The organism is Ruegeria sp. CF5, assembly GCF_056537325.1.
In genome coordinates, this window is the sequence record NZ_JBQFRI010000002.1 from 69,934 (window position 1) to 87,674 (window position 17,741).

13 protein-coding genes are annotated in these 17,741 nt (G+C 56.3%); 4 read left to right on the top strand and 9 right to left on the bottom strand.

Features of this window, described 5'->3' with window-relative positions:
• Positions 1–55: 55 nt before the first annotated feature.
• From ACR0NW_RS06555 to ACR0NW_RS06595, 9 genes are all read right to left on the bottom strand, one after another.
• Positions 56–511: a cytochrome c-type biogenesis protein gene (locus ACR0NW_RS06555; RefSeq protein ID WP_170652409.1), complete on the bottom strand. Its 456-nt coding sequence runs from the start codon at positions 509–511 to the stop codon at positions 56–58.
• Positions 508–2,472, bottom strand: a complete 1,965-nt coding sequence (locus ACR0NW_RS06560; protein ID WP_480449702.1) for a heme lyase CcmF/NrfE family subunit — start codon at positions 2,470–2,472, stop codon at positions 508–510. The genes ACR0NW_RS06555 and ACR0NW_RS06560 overlap by 4 nt, the downstream gene beginning before the upstream one ends.
• Positions 2,473–2,546: 74 nt before the next feature.
• A complete protein-coding gene (locus ACR0NW_RS06565) occupies positions 2,547–3,125 on the bottom strand; it encodes a holin family protein (protein ID WP_480449703.1) in 579 nt (192 codons plus the stop codon).
• Positions 3,116–3,727 carry a holin-associated N-acetylmuramidase gene (locus ACR0NW_RS06570; RefSeq protein WP_480449704.1) on the bottom strand — a complete coding sequence of 204 codons (612 nt, stop codon included), beginning with the start codon at positions 3,725–3,727 and terminating at the stop codon, positions 3,116–3,118. Before ACR0NW_RS06570 ends, ACR0NW_RS06565 begins: the two co-directional genes overlap by 10 nt.
• A 136-nt stretch (positions 3,728–3,863) precedes the next feature.
• Entirely contained in the window at positions 3,864–4,310 is a 447-nt protein-coding gene (gene ccmE / locus ACR0NW_RS06575) for a cytochrome c maturation protein CcmE (protein ID WP_170652401.1), read from the bottom strand.
• A gap of 7 nt (positions 4,311–4,317) precedes the next feature.
• Positions 4,318–5,346, bottom strand: a complete 1,029-nt coding sequence (gene argC, locus ACR0NW_RS06580) for an N-acetyl-gamma-glutamyl-phosphate reductase (RefSeq protein WP_480449705.1) — start codon at positions 5,344–5,346, stop codon at positions 4,318–4,320.
• 94 nt (positions 5,347–5,440) lie between these two features.
• Positions 5,441–6,250, bottom strand: a complete 810-nt coding sequence (locus ACR0NW_RS06585) for a glutamate racemase (protein ID WP_480449706.1) — start codon at positions 6,248–6,250, stop codon at positions 5,441–5,443.
• Between the two features lie 8 nt (positions 6,251–6,258).
• Positions 6,259–7,137 carry a lysophospholipid acyltransferase family protein gene (locus tag ACR0NW_RS06590; RefSeq protein ID WP_480449707.1) on the bottom strand — a complete coding sequence of 293 codons (879 nt, stop codon included), beginning with the start codon at positions 7,135–7,137 and terminating at the stop codon, positions 6,259–6,261.
• Positions 7,138–7,215: 78 nt separating this feature from the next.
• A complete protein-coding gene (locus ACR0NW_RS06595; protein WP_480449708.1) occupies positions 7,216–10,635 on the bottom strand; it encodes an indolepyruvate ferredoxin oxidoreductase family protein in 3,420 nt (1,139 codons plus the stop codon).
• 169 nt (positions 10,636–10,804) lie between these two features.
• Here ACR0NW_RS06595 and ACR0NW_RS06600 point away from each other — a divergent pair, with 169 nt between their 5' ends.
• From ACR0NW_RS06600 to purL, 4 genes are all read left to right on the top strand, one after another.
• On the top strand, positions 10,805–11,713 hold the full coding sequence (locus tag ACR0NW_RS06600) for a LysR family transcriptional regulator (RefSeq protein ID WP_480449709.1): 909 nt from the start codon (positions 10,805–10,807) through the stop codon (positions 11,711–11,713).
• A 278-nt stretch (positions 11,714–11,991) separates the two neighbouring features.
• Complete coding sequence (locus ACR0NW_RS06605; protein WP_480449710.1) at positions 11,992–14,268, top strand: mechanosensitive ion channel domain-containing protein; 2,277 nt, start codon at positions 11,992–11,994, stop codon at positions 14,266–14,268.
• A 41-nt stretch (positions 14,269–14,309) separates the two neighbouring features.
• Positions 14,310–15,431 (top strand): BamA/TamA family outer membrane protein, encoded by a 1,122-nt coding sequence (locus tag ACR0NW_RS06610; protein WP_480449711.1) that lies wholly within the window; start codon positions 14,310–14,312, stop codon positions 15,429–15,431.
• Positions 15,432–15,519: 88 nt separating this feature from the next.
• A complete protein-coding gene (purL, locus tag ACR0NW_RS06615; protein WP_480449712.1) occupies positions 15,520–17,679 on the top strand; it encodes a phosphoribosylformylglycinamidine synthase subunit PurL in 2,160 nt (719 codons plus the stop codon).
• Positions 17,680–17,741 lie beyond the last annotated feature (62 nt).

Below are 17,741 nucleotides of genomic sequence, written 5' to 3' on the forward strand. Positions count from 1 at the left end.
TTTGGCTGCCTGCAAACTGACGTAAGCTAACGTGAAGGGAAAGCGGAACCGCGCGTCACTCGTCCAGAATTTGACGCAGTCGTTCCTTTTCCTCGTCACTCAACCCGGCGCTTTCAGGGTTTGAGGACGACCGCGAGCGCCCTCTGAGGAAATTCCAGCCTAGCCCGGCCGCAATCAACATCATGATCGGCCCAGAAAGCCACAACAGCATGTTGGCGCCTGTATTGGTCGGCTTGAGCAGAACATATTCGCCATACCGGTCAACGATGAATGCCACAGCTTCTTCATCAGTATCACCTGCCACTAATCGTTCACGCAGCAGGATACGCAGGTCGCGGGCCAGATCGGCGTTGCTTTCGTCGATGCTCTCATTGCGGCACACCAGACACCGCAACCCGGTGCTGAGATCACGCGCGCGCGCCTCCAGTGCCGGATCATCCAGAACTTCGTCAGGCTCGACCGCGAACAGCGGTGATGCCGCAAGCAAAAGGATCAGGATAAACCGTTTCATTCTGCAGGCACTCCCTTAACCGGGGTCTTGCGCGCACCAGCAGCGACACGAAAGCGCCGATCCGACAGGCTGAGCAAGCCGCCAAGAGCCATCAGAATGCAGCCCCCCCAAAGCCAGTTGGCCAGCGGTTTGATATAGGTCCGCATGATCCAGCTTCCGTCGTTCTGGCGGTCGCCAATCACGACATAGACGTCACGCAAGAAGCGATAGTCGATAGCGGCCTCGGTCGTCGGCATACGCGCCACCGGATATTCTCTTTTTTCGGGGTGCAAAGTGGTTACGAAACGGCCGTTCTTTTCCACCAAAACTGACGCCATCGTCGAATTGTAGTTTGGCCCCTGAACACCCTGAACATCCTGAAGTGTCAGGGTAAACCCACCAACCTCGAAGGGTGCGCCAAGGTTCGTGACGCGAATATCCTCGACCTCCCACGACGTCAGACCAGCAATGGCAAAGATCGTGACCCCCAAACCGGTGTGTGCAACGGCCTTGCCCCAATCAGCGCGTGGAAGGCGCATCAGGCGTGCCAGATTCCCCTTTCGTCCAGTGCGGCTCCATAAATCAACGGCTGCACCGAAGGTGATCCATGCGCCAAGGAACAGCCCGACTGGCCCCAGTGCACTGCGCCCGCTTTGCATCGCCCAAACCAGCAGCGCCAGCGCCAACGCCAGTCCAAACGCGTAACGCAGCGACCAAGCGACACGCCCCAGCTTGCCCCGCTTCCACGGCAGCATCGAGCCCAGAGGCAGAACCAGCCCCAGAACGACCATGAATGGCGTGAATGCCGCGTCGAAGAACGGCGCCCCAACTGACAGCTTCCGATCAAACAGCATCTCGGCCACAATCGGCCAAAGTGTTCCGAAGAACACCACAAAGCAGCTTACGGCCAGCAGAATGTTGTTCACCACCAGGGCGCTTTCACGGCTGATCATGCCGAATACACCCTTGGCCTGCATGGCCTGAGCCCGCGCGGCGAAAAGAGTCAGCGCGCCACCGATGAAAACGATCAGGATGAACAGGATGAAGACACCCCTTTCGGGATCATTGGCAAACGCATGAACCGAAGTCAGCAAGCCCGAGCGCACGATAAACGTGCCGATCAGCGAAAAACCAAACGCAATGATCGCCAGGAGGATCGTCCAGCTTTTCAACGCTTCGCGCTTTTCGACCACAATGGCCGAATGCAGCAACGCAGCAGCCAACAACCACGGCATGAATGATGCGTTTTCAACAGGGTCCCAGAACCAGTACCCGCCCCAACCAAGCTCGTAGTAGGCCCACCATGAACCCAGTGCGATACCGATGGTCAGAAATATCCAAGCCGTTAGCGTCCATGGGCGAACCCAGCGTCCCCATGCGGCGTCCACGCGCCCCTCGATCAGGGCGGCGACGGCAAAGCTGAACGCCATGCTCAGGCCCACGTATCCAAGGTACAGAAACGGCGGATGGAATGCGAGACCCGGGTCCTGCAACAGCGGGTTCAGGTCCTGCCCGTCAAACGGCGGCACAGCCAATCGGACAAACGGGTTTGACGTAAACAGTATGAACGCAAAAAACGCCACGCCAATCGCCGCCTGAACGGCCAACACGCGTGCCTTCAGAGTAGGCGGAAGCCCACCCCCGAACCATGCGGCCAAGGCGCCGAACAGCGTGACGATCAGCACCCACAACAGCATAGAGCCCTCGTGGTTCCCCCATGTACCGCTGATCTTGTACAGCATCGGTTTGGCAGAGTGGCTGTTCTCGACCACCACACGCAACGAGAAATCCGACGTCACGAACGCCCAGACCAGCGCACCGAATGCAAAGGCCGTCAACAGGAACTGCGCTGTGGCAGCGGGCTCGGCAAATGCCATCCATCCGGACCAGCGTTTACCGGCGCCAACCAGAGGGACAACGGTCTGAACAATCGCGACGAAGAACGCGAGGATGAGGGCGAAGTGACCAAGCTCTGTAATCATGGTGTGGGTATAATCCCACGGTCAGACAGGCGCCAATCACTTTCGCCGGTTTCAGGCGCACATAGTGTCGCGGTTTAGCTGTTTTTCTGCTTCAGCCATACAGTCAGAGCCGGATTGTCATCAGGTTCAATCGACTTCATCGCAAGTTCCGCATCGCCATTGGTTTCAGCATTTCCAGGGTTGTCATGCCGCAGCCTTTGCAACGCTCGGGCATTCGCTGCAATTTCAGGCGCTCGTATCATCGTCGCTGCGATTTCACGCTGCAAATCCTGCGCTTTGGACTGATGACGCGCACCGAAATAGAACGAAACAACCACTCCGAACAGCCACCAAAGCGGTTCTGGCACCAGCGCAATCCCCTGCATCCGCGCAGCAAACCACAGCGGATCGACCATCGCAGACACAAAAAGCCCGATGGCCCCCAAGGCCAGCGCCGGACGCGGAATACGGTTGATCCCATCCATAAAGCGATCAAAACCGCCCTTTCGCGGCACCTGAAACTCGGCCGCGAACTGAGCCATCGCCTGCCCGTGCACAGAAACCGCCCTTTCGGCCCCTGCCTCTGCGTTCTCGCGAAAAACTTCGGCTGTCTCGCGCACTACATTTCGCCCGTTACCGAACAACAAGCTCAAGAAACCCGATATCAGGCCCATGCCGCCACCCTGCGCTGAAACTCTGCGTCGCTCATGTGGTATTTTGGCGAAAGGAACTCTTCCGCCCGGCGTATCCACCCGCCTTTGCCCCCTGACCTGTTGCGCGCGTATTTTCTGGATGCAGGTCTGCCGTCAGCAAGTCGAAAATAATAGTTCCGTCGCGCTATGCCGTAGGCATCCCTCAAAAGGATCGGGTCGGGCTCGGCCGCGTTCTGTGCCGCAGCCTGGGTCTGAGGGCCAATTACGCCATCTACGGTAACACCAAATCCCATGTCTCTTAGCAGCCGTTGCAGAATTTTAACGGCCTTCGCCCCGGCATTGACATACATATCGAACAGCGACGGTTGCAGCGCTTCGGGCATACGCTCCAAGCAGGGTTGTTGATAGTAATGACGCAAGAAGATTTCCACCGCATCATCCCGGCCGAGCGCGTGAACATCCGCCAATCCGATCCGCCCATCGCCGGTCAGGTCCAGCCCAAGCCTGCGAAGGGTGTGGATTGTAACCCCGTATTTCGTGGCGCCGCCGGGATCGTCTGGGTCGTTAACAAATCCCCCTTCGCGCGCCACGATTTCCTCGGCAATCTGCCGTACAGTCTGCATCTAACCACCTCCGGTAAATGCAGGGACGGTCCCGAAAAGAGGTTAAGATTGACGATACAAAACGAGCGCTGCGTGGTCCTTCCACGCAACGCTCTTGGTTATCGGTGTTCGAATTTCGACCGGACTTGGGGGCGGATCAGCTTTCGCCGGCCTCTTGGTAAACACCCTGCTCTTTAAGGGCGTCCATGACTTCCTTCGGCATGTATGTTTCGTCGTGTTTCGCAAGAATTTCAGTAGCTTCGAACACACCGTTTACATATTTTCCGGTGCCGATCATTCCCTGATTTTCGGCGAACAGATCCGGCAGAACTCCGGTGAAAACCACCGGTACAGTTTCACCTCCATCCGTCACTGAAAACCTCACGACCTCTCCTTGACCGCGAACCAAAGTCCCCTCTTCGACAAGTCCACCGATGCGGAACACTTCAGTCGGTTCCGGCGGCTCAGCTATGATCTGACTGGGTGAGCGGAAAAAGTTGATGCCATCGCGCATCGCATACCCAATCAGTCCCGTCGCAATCGCAAGAGCCAAAGCTGCCAGCACGATTACCTGAATACGGCGACGTTTCTTGAGCGATTTCATCTCGTCCTCACGGGAACAATGGGGCCATCATCAGGCCCCTGGTTTCGTTTTCACCTAACATCAGGTTCGCGTTCTGCAAGGCTTGCCCGCTGCTACCTTTTGTCAGGTTATCCAAGGCGCCGATCACGATCGCACGGCGTTCGATCCGATCTGCAGCCACGCCGATATGGCAAAAGTTCGATCCCCGCACGTGGTGCGTCGACGGAGCCTCGCCAAATGGCAACATCTGTATAAAGGGTTCGTTTTCATAGGCGTTACACAACGCCTCATAAACACTCTGCGGGTCACCCTTTACGTAGGTCGTCGCAAGAATTCCCCGGTTCGCGGGAACCAGATGGGGCGTGAACTGCACATGGACCGTGCGACCCGCAAGCTTCGAGAACTCCTGATCGAACTCACCCAGATGCCGGTGAGTCCCGCCAACCGCATAAGCGTTGTAACCTTCGCTTAGCTCTGCGTGCAGAAGGTTTTCCTTCAGCGACCGGCCTGCCCCGGACACGGCGCATTTCAGGTCCAGAATGATATCATCCAGATCAATCACCCCAGCCCCAATCAGCGGACGCAGGACATACTGACCAGTTGCCGCGTTGCATCCTGTGCCAGCCACAAGACGTGCCTGCCGGATTTCCTCGCGATAAAATTCAGTCAGGCCATAAACCGCCTCTTGCTGCTGCGTCAGCGCAACATGAGGATTGCCGTACCACTTTTCATATTCAGCCGGGTCACTCAGGCGAAAATCTGCGGACAGGTCCACGATTTTCAGGTTTTTGGGCAACTCACGAATAACTTCCTGACTCGTCTTGTGCGGCAACGCGCAAAAGCACAGGTCGATCTGTGAGAAATCGATCTCGGATATCTTGCACAAATCCGGCAGGTCGAGGTGCCGCAGATGCGGAAAGACCTGAGCCATGCTTTGTCCGGCCTTACGCTCGGCAGCCAGTGCGGTGATGTCCATGTTGGGGTGCTCGGCGATCAGCCGCACCAGTTCTGCGCCGGTATAACCGGAAGCGCCAAGAATTGCGATTTTATGGGTCATGTCAGACCTCTTGTCTTGATGTGTCACATGTCACGACCGCCGATGCGACGGCCTTGGGAATACGGGATGGGTTAAGCGCGGTCCTTGACCGAAGTCAGGCGGCTTCAAAGGTGATAGGTCGTCGGAGGAACTGCGTCGCCCGGTCACTAACAAAGCCTGGTTTGCCTGTGGTCAGAAAGCCGCCTGTGCCTTCGCCCAACATGTTCGGATGCCGCCGCAGGTAGTCCGCAAGACTTGCGGCTACCAGATCACCCTGACTGAAAACCTTCACGTCCGGTCCAAGTGCGGCCTGAAACGTTTCGGCCATCAGCGGGTAATGCGTGCACCCAAGTATGGCAGCTTGCGGATGCGGCATTTTGCGTTTCAGCGCATCCACATGAGAGCGCACCAGCGCCTCAGCCAGAATCATGTCGCCATCTTCGATGGCGTCTACAACGCCACCGCAACTTTGTGCCTCAACATCAACGCCAATCGCGCGGAACGCCAGTTCGCGCTGAAATGCGCGGCTTGCCACGGTTGCAGGGGTCGCAAAAAGCGCAACATGCTTTACCTCAACCTCGCGCGGGGGCGAGTTGTCGCCCCACTGCCGCTCGGTCAGGGCCTCGATAAGCGGAACGAATACGCCCAGCACGCGCTTTCCGTCCGGCACACCTTCTTCCTGCATCCGACGAAGCGCTGCAGCACTTGCAGTATTGCAGGCGAGGATCACCAGTTTGCACCCCCGGTCCCACAGTGCATGCACAGCGTTGCGGGTCAGAGAATAAATATCCTCGGCGTCACGAACGCCGTAAGGCGCGTGTGCGCTGTCTGCATAATACAGGAAATCCACGCCGGACAGGTGTTCCTGCGCGGCGCCAAGGACGGTCAGCCCGCCCAATCCGGAATCAAAGATGCCTACTGCCATTAGCCCCTTCAGGCGCGATGCCGTTCCTCAAATTCATAGCCATAGTCATAAGACTTCAGCGGCTTCGGGGACAGCTCATACGTGGCTTTGCGCAGAAAATCCATCATCTTGCGCGTGTCGGTGGCCAAAGGGTCCAAAACATCGCGCCCAATGGGGTCACCCACAACCACTCTGACCGGCGCATCGACCCTTTTCTTGAACTCTTTGATCAGCAGTCCCATGCGCAGCGTGTAATGCAAATGGCTGGCGATCTGGAACAGACGCGAGGTATGTCCATCAAAGAAAAGGGGAACAACTGTTGCATTTGATTTGGCAACCATCCGCGCAGTAAACCCGCGCCAACCCGGATCCATCGGATGAGAAAACGGCGTTGCGGCGGTACTGACGGTACCGCCGGGAAAAATACCGATTGCTCCACCCTGCCCCAAATAATCCAAAGAGGTCTTGCGGGTCTGCAAATTCAGCTTCATCGCCTCTTTCGTATCGTCGAACGAAATCGGCAGAATGATTCTGTTTAGGTCTTCGGCTTTGCGAAACACCTGATTGGCCAGGATACGAAAATCACCGCGCGTCTGCGACAGGATGTGCCCCATCATCAGACCATCCAGAATGCCGTACGGATGATTGGCGATCAGGATCAATGGACCGTCTTTGGGGATATTCGACAGCGCTCCGCCGACCACATCCAGTGATAGGCCATAGCGCTCGACCATGACCGCCCAGAAGTCCCGCCCGCTGGCGACTTCTTTTTCATACCCATCCGCGCGCTTGATCAGGCGCAAACGGCCAGTTGTATTTTCCATCAGCTTGATCATCGCCTGCCCACCCTTAGTTTCGGCGGAAAAGGCGTATGAAATGTCACGAGCGACATGACGGTGCGAAGGCATGGGCAACTCCGATGGTTTGTCGGCAAAATATGCGCAGACAGCGATTTTGCCCAGACTTCGTGACAGGCGTGTGACGATTTACTCGGCTGCAGCCTTCAGCTCTGGCCCTCCCTGGCGGATGGTTGCAAGCAACTCTTCCCGTCTTTTCGCCGCTTTGGCCTCATTTGCTATTTTCACCGGACCAAATCCCCGGATTTCCAGCGGCAGTTGGCCCAAGGCCACGATCGCATCGCGCGTGTCGGCTGACAATTTCGGAAGGACGCCCTTCATGTCCTTCTCGTATTGACGGATCAAAGCCCGCTCCAATTTGCGCTCGGCACTATAGCCAAAGACATCCAGCGGTGTGCCTCGCACCCACCGCATCCGCGACAACAGTTTAAGCGGACCAAGCATCCACTCTTTGTATTCCCGTTTTTTGGGGCGACCGTCCGCACCTTTGCCTCCTAGAAACGGCGGCGCGAGATGCAGGGTCATCTTCAAATCACCGTCAAACTCAGCCTCAGCCTTTTCGCGGCTGCTCATCAGCAATCGCGCTACCTCGTATTCGTCCTTATAGGACAGCAGTTTATGATATCCCTTGGCGACCGCCTCTTTCACAGCTGCGTCGTCGATACCCTCAAGCAGCTTGCGATACCGTCTGGCCAATCGCTCACCCTGATAGGCGATCAGATGATCGGCACGGAACTCAATTTTCTCATCAAGTGATTTTGGAAGTTCGACAACGCCAGGCTTCAGGATTTTGCCTACCTCGTCAGGATGCAGCACGGCCCAGCGTCCGACTTCGAAAGCCCGCTTGTTACGTTCGATTGCCGTTCCGTTCAGCTCAATCGCCTGCGATATCGCATCATGGCTGACCGGAAGCAGCCCGCGCTGCCACGCCGCACCAAAGACCATCATGTTCGAATAGATCGAATCGCCCATCACAGCTCGCGCCAATTCGGTCGCGTCGAACAGAGCGACCCCATCTTTCAACCGCGCCTCAAGTGCCAGCTCCAGCTGATCGCTCGGGATGTTGAACTCGGTATCACGGGTGAAATCCCCGGTTATGATCTCATGATTGTTCACAACGGCACCGGTCACCCCGGTTTTCGTCAAACCCAGAGTTTTGGATCCCGCCGACACAACCAGATCACCACCGATCAGCGCGTGCGCTTCTCCCGTCGCCACCCGAATGGCGCTGATATCATCAGGAGAGTTGGCAAGACGGCAGTGGATGTGCACAGCTCCGCCTTTCTGGGCAAGGCCAGCCATTTCCATCATGCCCGCGCCCTTGCCATCGATCTGGGCGGCTTGCGCCAGCACGGCGCCGATGGTCACAACCCCGGTTCCGCCGACACCAGTGATTACCACGTTGTGGGTGCCATTGATTTGCGGCAGTTCCGGCATGGGCAGGTCCGGCAGTTCAATGTGCGTCGTCGCCTCTTTGCGGATTTTTGCGCCTTCGAGTGTGATGAAGGACGGGCAGAACCCGTTCAGACACGAAAAATCCTTGTTGCAGCTTGACTGATCAATGGCCCGCTTGCGCCCCAGTTCAGTTTCCTTGGGAACGATCGAAACACAGTTTGATTGAACACCGCAGTCGCCGCAGCCCTCACAAATGTCCGAATTGATGAAAACCCGCTTGTCCGGATCGGGAAACGTTCCACGCTTGCGGCGGCGACGTTTCTCGGCGGCGCAGGTCTGAATGTAGACGATGGCAGATACACCTTCGATATCCCGGAACCGCTTTTGCACGTTCATCAGTTCCGACCGTTCAGAAGTTTCAACACCGGCCGGCAATGCCTTGAAATTCACATCCTCTTTCTCGTCGTACACGACCGCTATGTGTTTAACGCCCATGGCCGTCAGTTCATTGACGATCCGTTCCGAACTCAAACCCCCTTCATTTTCCTGCCCCCCGGTCATGGCAACCGCGTCGTTGAACAGGATTTTGAAGGTGATATTTGTCCCAGCCGCCAATGCGGCCCGAATTGCCTGAACGCCCGAGTGGTTGTAGGTACCGTCCCCAAGGTTCTGAAAAACGTGGTTGGTCGTGGAGAACGGTGCCTCGCCGATCCAGTTTGCGCCTTCACCGCCCATTTGGGTGAAACCTGTCGTTTCCCGGTCCATCCACTGCACCATGTAGTGGCAGCCGATCCCCGCATAAGCTCGGCTTCCATCTGGAAGTCTTGTCGAACTGTTGTGCGGACACCCAGAACAGAAATAAGGCAGACGCGTCGCGATTTCCTGAGCGTTATCAGCCCGGCGCGCATCGGAAAGTTTCGCCAAACCGGCCCGGATTCCATCTGTATCGTGGCCTTCTTCGATCAGGATTTGCCCAAGTTTCTCGGCAATCATCACCGGGTCCAGGGCACCCCGTGTCGGGAACAGCTCCTCTCGGTGCATGGTTCCTGCGCCGCCCTTGTACCACCCGTAAACCCTCCGGCCGCGACGGTCGTCAAAGATGGCCTCCTTGACTTGTACCTCAATTAGCTTGCGCTTTTCCTCGACAATGACGATCAGATCCAGCCCTTCGGCCCAGTCGTGGAACCCCTTCATGTCCAACGGGAAGGTCTGACCGATCTTGTACGTGGTTATGCCTAAACGTTCGGATTCATGCTCGTTGACATTCAACAGGGACATGGCGTGCGTCAGGTCCAGCCAGTTCTTGCCAGCGGCCACAAAACCAATCTTGGCGCCCGGTTTGCCCCAGACCCGCTTGTCCAGTTTATTGGCATGCGAAAATGTCTCTGCCGCGAAACGCTTGTAATCGATGATCCGCGATTCCTGCAGATGCGGTGTATCGCCCAGCCGGATATTCAATCCACCGTCGGGCATATCAAATTCCGGCATCACAAGCTGCATGCGGTCCGGGCGACCGTCTACCACCGACGTGACCTCAATGGTATCCTTCATCGTTTTGAGGCCAACCCAAACGCCGGCAAACCGGCTGAGTGCGAAGCCGTAGATGCCATAGTCTAGGATTTCCTGCACACCCGCCGGACTGACCACTGGCATATACATATCGACCAGCGACCATTCGGACTGATGCAATACGGTCGAGCTTTCCCCGGTATGGTCATCGCCCATCGCCATCAAAACGCCGCCATGCGCAGACGTTCCGGCCATATTCGCGTGCCGCATCACGTCACCGGACCGGTCAACCCCTGGCCCCTTTCCGTACCAAAGGCCAAAGACGCCATCGAACTTGCCGTCGCCACGCAACCCGGCCTGCTGACTGCCCCACAAGGCAGTTGCCGCCAGATCTTCATTCAATCCGTATTGAAAGGTTATGTCATTTTCGACGAGTTGTTTCTGCGCTCGGGTCATTTGCAGATCGACCGCCCCCAAGGGCGATCCTCGATATCCCGTAACAAGACCTGCTGTATTCAGCCCCAGCGACTGGTCCCTGACCTTCTGCATCATCATGAGACGCACAAGCGCCTGCGTTCCGTTTAACAAAACGGGACTTTTTGACAGGTCAAACCGGTCATTCAGAGTTATTTTCGGCTGACTCATCTGACGTCTCCCCTCGCCTGATTAGTGTGCTCCAACTTCCCTCATATTAGGTCATAATTTCTGACCTGTATAGTAATATCCCTATATTCCGTAACGATTTCGCCTTTTGAATGTAGAAATTGTTACGTGTTTCATATAGGGCTGCAAAAGGATATCGAAAGTTTCGAAGATGGATTGGGACAAGCTCAGAATATTTCACGCGGTAGCCGACGCGGGCAGCCTGACTCATGCCGGAGACAAGCTAAATCTATCCCAATCTGCGGTTAGCCGACAAATTCGCGCCCTAGAAGAATCACTGAATGCCACCCTGTTTCATCGTCACGCACGCGGTCTAATCCTGACCGAACAGGGTGAGTTGTTGTTCGATGCAACATCGGCAATGTCGAAACGGCTCGACTCGGCCGCCGCCCGGATTCGTGACAGCGAAGAAGAGGTTTTTGGCGTTCTGCGCGTAACCACGACATTCGGGTTCGGTACCTTGTGGCTGGCCCCCCGACTTCCGAAACTCTATGAGAAGTACCCCGAGCTGAACATCGATCTGATGCTGGAAGAGCGTGTTTTGGACCTGCCCATGCGCGAAGCTGACGTCGCCATCAGGATGAAAGAGCCAAGCCAGGCTGATCTGGTGCGAAAGCGCCTTATGACCGTGCAGATGCTGCTGTATGCAACTCGCAGCTATCTGGACCAGCACGACGGTCCGCCAAAAACACTGGAGGAAATGACCGCCCATCGCCTGATTTGCCAGAACCCCTCGGCACCACAGGTCGGAGCGAGTGCGACGATGGTCAAACATCTGATGACCTATAACCCCGGTTCGCTGCTGACAGTGAACAACTACTTTGGCGTCCTTCAGGGAGTTCTGCACAATCTGGGTATCGGCGTCCTGCCCGACTATGTGACTGAGGATTTCCCGGACCTGGTTCCGGTGCTGTCGGATATCGAAAGCGCAGATGTACCGGTCTATCTCGCTTATCCCGAAGAATTACGGCACTCCAAGCGGGTCGCAGCCTTTCGGGATTTCGTTCAGGACGAAATCATAGCGCACCGTAAGCACCTGAGGCAGATGGGAAAACTCTAGCTATGCACACCGAACATAACGGAGTTGCTACGATTGCAGCCTGATAATCCTTGAACGTTCACAAAACGCCCCCTAAATGAGCTCTCGAAGGCGGTGATGCTGAAACGCTCATCATCTTCATACCTCCCTGTTGGACTACGGCCGAGCTTAGTGCTCGGCCTTTTTTTTGCTTACGACACCCAATAACGCGATCAGCCCTCCCAAATTCTCTAGGATTTTCGACGCATTAGCGTATGATATGGGAAACAAACAAAATTCCGCGTTCGAGGGCAAATTCAATGTTCCATCCATTCCGGCTATTTTTGACGCTGGCTTCCGTATTCTTCTTGGCGTTTCCCACTTTTGCTCAGGTACCCGGGGCATCGGGCAGCTCAAACACTTCGTCATCAGTGGCCGTCCCCGAGGACCTGACGCCAGAACAGGTCGACGATCTTGTCGCCCGCATGTCGGATGATCAGGTTCGATCCCTGTTGCTTGAACGTCTTGACGCTGTCGCAGCACAGCAGACAGAAGTAGCCAAGTCCAAGAAGGGCGTCGTCAAGACAATCGCCGATACCGGTAGCGCCATGGCGGCCTCGTGGGTGGATGTAGTCCGAAAGCTGCCGACTCTTGTCAGCAAACAATACGAGGCATTTTCAACCTTTGCCTCGACATTTGGCCCAAGCGGGTTGGCCACGTTGTTCGGCTATACATTCCTGGCGCTCGCCATCGGTTTCGCTGCGGAAAAGGCGGTGGGCCTTTGGACCCGCCGCTGGGTCAAGGTTGTGGACGGCGACGCCTCGACCGATTTGCGCGGCGCCGTGACGTTTTTGGTTAAGCGTTTTCTCTGCGAGTTTCTGGGCCTTCTCGTGTTTTACTACACGCTGGTCTTTGTCGGGCGGCAGTTGCTGGACGTACAGCAGATCGCGCAAGCGGCTCCGTTCGTGTTCTATCTGATCTGGATTCCACGTCTTGGTGCGGCCATTTCGCGTTTTATTATTGCCCCCAACCAATCCGCATTGCGGCTTGTAAATATCAGCGACCACTGGGCAAAATACCTGCATCGAAACCTGATCGGCCTGTTCTTGTTGATTGGCTTCACGATGTTCATCATCACTTTCAACGCTCTTAACGGCGTGCAGATGAGTGAAACGCGACTGGGTTTCTGGCTTAACACTTCGATACATATCTATATCGCACTCATCGCCTGGACAGCCCGCGAAGGGCTGAGTGACATGATGCGCGGCACGGACCCCGATCGGACCGAGTTCGACGAGAGAGTGGCCTTTTTCTATCCCTATTTCGCAATCGGCGTGTCAGCAGTCATGTGGCTGATCGTGGAATACCTTGCGGCAACGAATGCTCCGCAACTGGCCGCTGCCGCTGCCGAAGGGGCCCACTTTGTAACGATGTTCTGGCTGCTGATCGCTCCGGCATTGGATACAGCAATCCGCGGTCTGGTTCGCCATTTGCAACCGCCAATGATCGGCGGTGGTCCAATTGCCGAACGCGCATACAAATCAACCAAGCGCAGCTATATACGGATCGGTCGGGTACTTGCGGGTATTTTCGTTGTCCTGATGATCGCAAATGCATGGGATCTGGATTTACAGGAAATTGCGGGTGCTGGCTCAGATGCTGGTGGCAAGGTCATTCAGTTCTTTATCATTGCAGCGATCGGATACATCCTTAACGAAGTTGTTTCGCTCTGGATCAACCGTCGGCTTGCGAAAGAACAAACTGAAGCCGAGCAAAGCCCGGACGAAGAGGCCGGTGAAGGCGGCGGGTCTGGCGGTTCACGCCTGGCAACAGTTCTGCCTTTGCTTCGTGTCACAGCACAGGTGGCCATCGCCGTGATCTTTAGCCTTCTGGCACTGGGAGCCCTGGGGCTTGATATCACGCCACTGCTGGCTGGTGCAGGTATCCTGGGTCTGGCCATCGGTTTTGGTGCGCAAAAGCTGGTTTCGGACATCGTGGGGGGTATCTTCTTCCTTGTCGATGACGCCTTCCGCGTTGGCGAATATGTCGACGTTGGAGGCACCACCGGAACGGTCGAAAAGATCTCGATCCGTTCGATGCAATTGCGTCACCACCGTGGCCCGGTTCACACCATTCCCTACGGTGAAATTCAAAAGCTGACGAACTATAGCCGTGACTGGGTGATCATGAAGCTCAAGTTCACGGTGCCCTTCGACACTGACCCCAATAAGGTCAAGAAAATCTTTAAAAAGATCGGTGCCGAGATGATGGCGGACGAAGTGCATAAGGATGGCTTCCTGCAACCATTCAAGTCGCAGGGCGTTTTCGATTTCGACGATGTAGGCATGATTATCCGCGGAAAATTCATGGCCAAGCCGGGTAAGCAATTCACCCTGCGCAAGGAAATCTTCAACAGGGTCAAAGCTGCGTTCAAGGAAAACGGGATCGACTTTGCACGTCGTGAGGTGCGGGTCGCGATCCCTGGTCTGGACGAGTCTGAAAACCTGACCGAGGAACAGAAAACGGCGATTGCAGGTGCGGCAAGCGATGCCGCTGCCCAGCAGGCGCAACAGCAGCAGGAACAGGGAAAAAAATAGAGGCGCAGATATGATAAAGACTGGCCACCAGAAGGGTTGAGATGCTTCGACATGTGTCACAAATCACCTTGTTCTGCCTGGCCAGTCTTTTTGCTACTCAGGCCTTACCGCAAAGCTCAAGGGGTGTTGTCGATACTCATACTGGTGGGTTGGGAAATACCGGCAAGGAAAACACTATCGGTTTTCGGCGCGGATCGTTTGTTCTGGCCCCTATTCCCTTTTCCAACCCCACAATCGGCTCGGGTCTTATCCTTGGCGCCGGGTATCTGTTCAACCTTGATGAGGGCTCGAAACCGTCCGTTATCGGCGTTGCGGCCCTGAAGTCAGACAATGGCAGCAGGGTCGGCGGCGCATCCGTCAATATTAACTTCAATGACAACCGATGGCTTATCAAAGCGCTGTATGCCGAAGCGGACGTTCACTACGATCTGTACACTGACGTCGGCATTTTGCCGATCCAACAGGATGGTGTTCTAGGCAGGTTCAGCCTTGCCTATGGTGTCACGCCCGATCTCTCGTTTGGGGCATCATTCCGTTATCTGGACACGACTGTTTCTCCGGGATTTGCCAATCTTCCACCTATTCCGCCACCTTTTGATCAATTTCTGGACACAAGAATTGGCAATGTCGGGCTGTTGTCAGACTGGGACACCAGAGACGACACGATTTACCCCACCAAGGGGCAAAGCCTGCACGTCGAGGCATTCCAGGGTTTTGCGCTTCAGGGGTTGGTGGACGACTATTCCAAAGCCTACGCGAATTACACACATTATTTCAGCCCTGGCTCAAAAACCGTAATCGCTGCCCGTTTTTCGGTTTGCGGATCCTCATCGCAAACTCCGTTCTTTGACCAGTGCAGCCTTGGGACGGTCGATGCTTTCCGCGGCTTTTCGGCGACCCAGTATCTGGACTTTTATTCTACCTCTGTGCAGGTTGAAGCCCGGCAGCGATTAACAAAACGGCTTGGCGTTGTTGTATTCGGCGGCTCCGGATTGACTGGCCCAAGTTTCGGCGAACTGGGCGACGGCGGCACCCACAGCGCGGTTGGCCTGGGTGCGCGGTATCGTGTGTCCAAGAAGTTTCCACTGGATTTCTCAGTAGATGTCAGCCGCAATGATGAGCAGGAAAACAACCTGTATATCTACGTCGGACAACGGTTCTAGGACCGCTGCGCGTTCTTGACACTTCCCCCCGGCGCGCCATTGCCCTAAAAGGCGCGCAATATCGGCCAGCTTGGGGACAGGACAGACGATGCAAGAGCCCGCAATAACACCGGATCTGATTGCTGCGCACGGGTTGAAACCCGAAGAATACGACATGATCCTAGACATCATCGGGCGCGAGCCGACATTTACCGAGCTTGGTATTTTCTCGGCCATGTGGAACGAGCATTGCTCGTACAAGTCGTCGAAAAAGTGGCTGCGCACCCTGCCCACGTCCGGACCGCAGGTCATCTGCGGCCCCGGTGAAAACGCAGGTGTCGTGGATATCGGTGACGGACAGGCCGTCGTGTTCAAGATGGAAAGCCACAACCACCCTTCGTACATCGAACCCTATCAGGGTGCGGCGACCGGCGTGGGTGGTATCCTGCGCGATGTCTTTACCATGGGCGCGCGTCCGATCGCCTCAATGAACGCGCTGTCGTTTGGCGAACCGGGCCACCACAAGACCCGCCAACTGGTAAACGGCGTGGTTGAAGGTATCGGTGGTTATGGCAACTGCTTTGGCGTGCCCTGTGTGGGCGGTGAAGTTCGCTTTCACCCCGCCTACAATGGCAACTGCCTCGTGAATGCCTTTGCAGCCGGTCTCGCTGACAGCGACAAGATTTTCTACTCCGCTGCCTCTGGTGTTGGCATGCCCGTCGTCTATCTAGGCGCCAAAACCGGCCGTGACGGTGTGGGCGGTGCTACCATGGCCTCTGCCGAATTTGACGACACCATCGAGGAAAAGCGCCCCACCGTTCAGGTTGGCGACCCCTTCACAGAAAAGCGACTGATGGAGGCGACGCTGGAACTGATGAAAACCGGCGCCGTAATCTCGATTCAGGACATGGGCGCCGCCGGCCTTACCTGTTCGGCGGTTGAAATGGGCGACAAGGGCGGCCTCGGCGTTCGTCTGGATCTGGAAAACGTACCTCAGCGCGAAGAGGACATGACAGCCTATGAAATGATGCTGTCGGAATCTCAGGAACGCATGCTGATGGTTCTCAAGCCCGAGCTCGAGGCCGAGGCACGTGCCGTGTTCGAGAAATGGGATCTGGACTTTGCCATCGTCGGCGAAACCATCGCCGAAGACCGCTTTCTAATCATGCACAACGGCGAAGTAAAAGCAGACCTCGTTCTGTCCAAACTGTCGTCGACGGCCCCCGAATATGACCGCCCGTGGGAAGCTACTCCGCCTGCAGAAGAGCTATCGGAGGTTCCCCAGATCGATCCCATCGACGGTCTGCGCGCCCTGCTCTCCTCGCCCAACTATGCGGGCAAGCAATGGGTCTATGAACAATATGACACGATGGTCATGGCCGACAGCGCCCGCACACCCGGCTTGGGCGCGGGCATGGTCCGTGTCCACGGTACAGACAAGGTGCTGGCCTTTACCTCGGACGTTACCCCGCGCTATGTCCGGGCCAATCCCGAAGAAGGCGGCAAACAAGCGGTGGCCGAGGCCTATCGTAACCTGACGGCTGTCGGGGCCAAACCGCTGGCCACGACTGATAACCTGAACTTCGGAAACCCAGAAAAGCCCGAAATCATGGGTCAGTTCGTTGGCGCAATCAAAGGGATCGGTGCCGCAGTGGCCACTCTGGACATGCCGATCGTGTCCGGCAACGTCTCGCTTTATAACGAGACCGACGGTCAGGCCATCCTGCCCACCCCGACCATTGGCGCGGTTGGCCTGTTGGCCCATACGGATGAGATCATCGGCAACGAGGTCCGCGAGGGTCATGTTGCACTGGTCATCGGTGAAACCAACGGTCATCTCGGGCAATCCGCCCTGTTGGCCGAGGTTTTCAACCGCGAAGACGGTGATGCACCTCACGTTGATCTGGAGGCGGAAAAACGCAACGGCGACTTCATCCGTTCCAACCGCGAAATGATCAAGGCCTGCACTGATCTGGGCGACGGTGGGCTGGCGCTTGCCGCTTTCGAGCTTGCCGAGGCGGCAGGTGTTGGCATCAATCTCGACGGCGCTTCGACCGATTTCCTGTTTGGCGAAGATCAGGCACGCTATCTTGTCGCCTGCAACTTCGATCAGGCCGAGGCATTGATGATCGCCGCCAGCCAGGCCGGTGTGCCCCTGACCTCGGTTGGCCGGTTCACCGGCGACACCGTGAAAATCGGCGGTTCCGAGGCCCCCCTGTCCGAGTTGACCGAGACCTTCCGCAGCAGCTTTGCAGCGGCTGTGGCCTGATCACGGCCCCTTCTTCTCGTTCCAAATACGGAAATTCCTGCGCTTGTCCGCAAGCGCAGGTT